3 tRNA genes and 1 rRNA gene are annotated in these 457 nt (G+C 49.2%); all 4 read right to left on the bottom strand.

Features of this window, described 5'->3' with window-relative positions:
• Positions 1–50: 50 nt before the first annotated feature.
• Positions 51–125, bottom strand: a tRNA-Glu gene (locus tag K0040_RS20190).
• Positions 126–137: 12 nt separating this feature from the next.
• Positions 138–213 (bottom strand) — tRNA-Met (locus tag K0040_RS20185).
• 6 nt (positions 214–219) lie between these two features.
• Positions 220–294 (bottom strand) — tRNA-Thr (locus tag K0040_RS20180).
• 5 nt (positions 295–299) lie between these two features.
• Positions 300–416, bottom strand: a 5S ribosomal RNA gene (gene rrf / locus K0040_RS20175).
• Between the last annotated feature and the right edge of the window lie 41 nt (positions 417–457).

Below are 457 nucleotides of genomic sequence, written 5' to 3'. Positions count from 1 at the left end.
CTCACAGCCGGCTTGGAAGGCCGGAACTCTACCATTGAGCTACACCCGCATGGTGACTCATAGGGGAATCGAACCCCTGTTACCGCCGTGAAAGGGCGGTGTCTTGACCGCTTGACCAATGAGCCATAATTTTAAAATGGTTGCGGAAACAGGACTTGAACCTGTGACCTTCGGGTTATGAGCCCGACGAGCTGCCAACTGCTCCATTCCGCGATATTATGGAGCTGGTGATAGGAATCGAACCTACAACCTGCTGATTACAAGTCAGCTGCTCTACCGTTGAGCCACACCAGCACCTTACGTGGCTATGTGCTACTCTCCCAGGAGGTCGCCCCCCAAGTACCATCGCCGCTCAAGAGCTTAACTTCTGTGTTCGGAATGGGAACAGGTGTATCCTCTTTGCTATAATAACCACATAATCTTTATATAAAGTATTAACTTTTGTTAGTACTTTCAA

The sequence above is a fragment of the Terrisporobacter petrolearius genome, from assembly GCF_020748185.1.
GTDB classification, from domain to species: Bacteria; Bacillota; Clostridia; order Peptostreptococcales; family Peptostreptococcaceae; genus Terrisporobacter; species Terrisporobacter petrolearius.
Note: the sequence above shows the minus strand (reverse complement) of the source record. Positions and strands in the feature narration are given on the sequence as shown.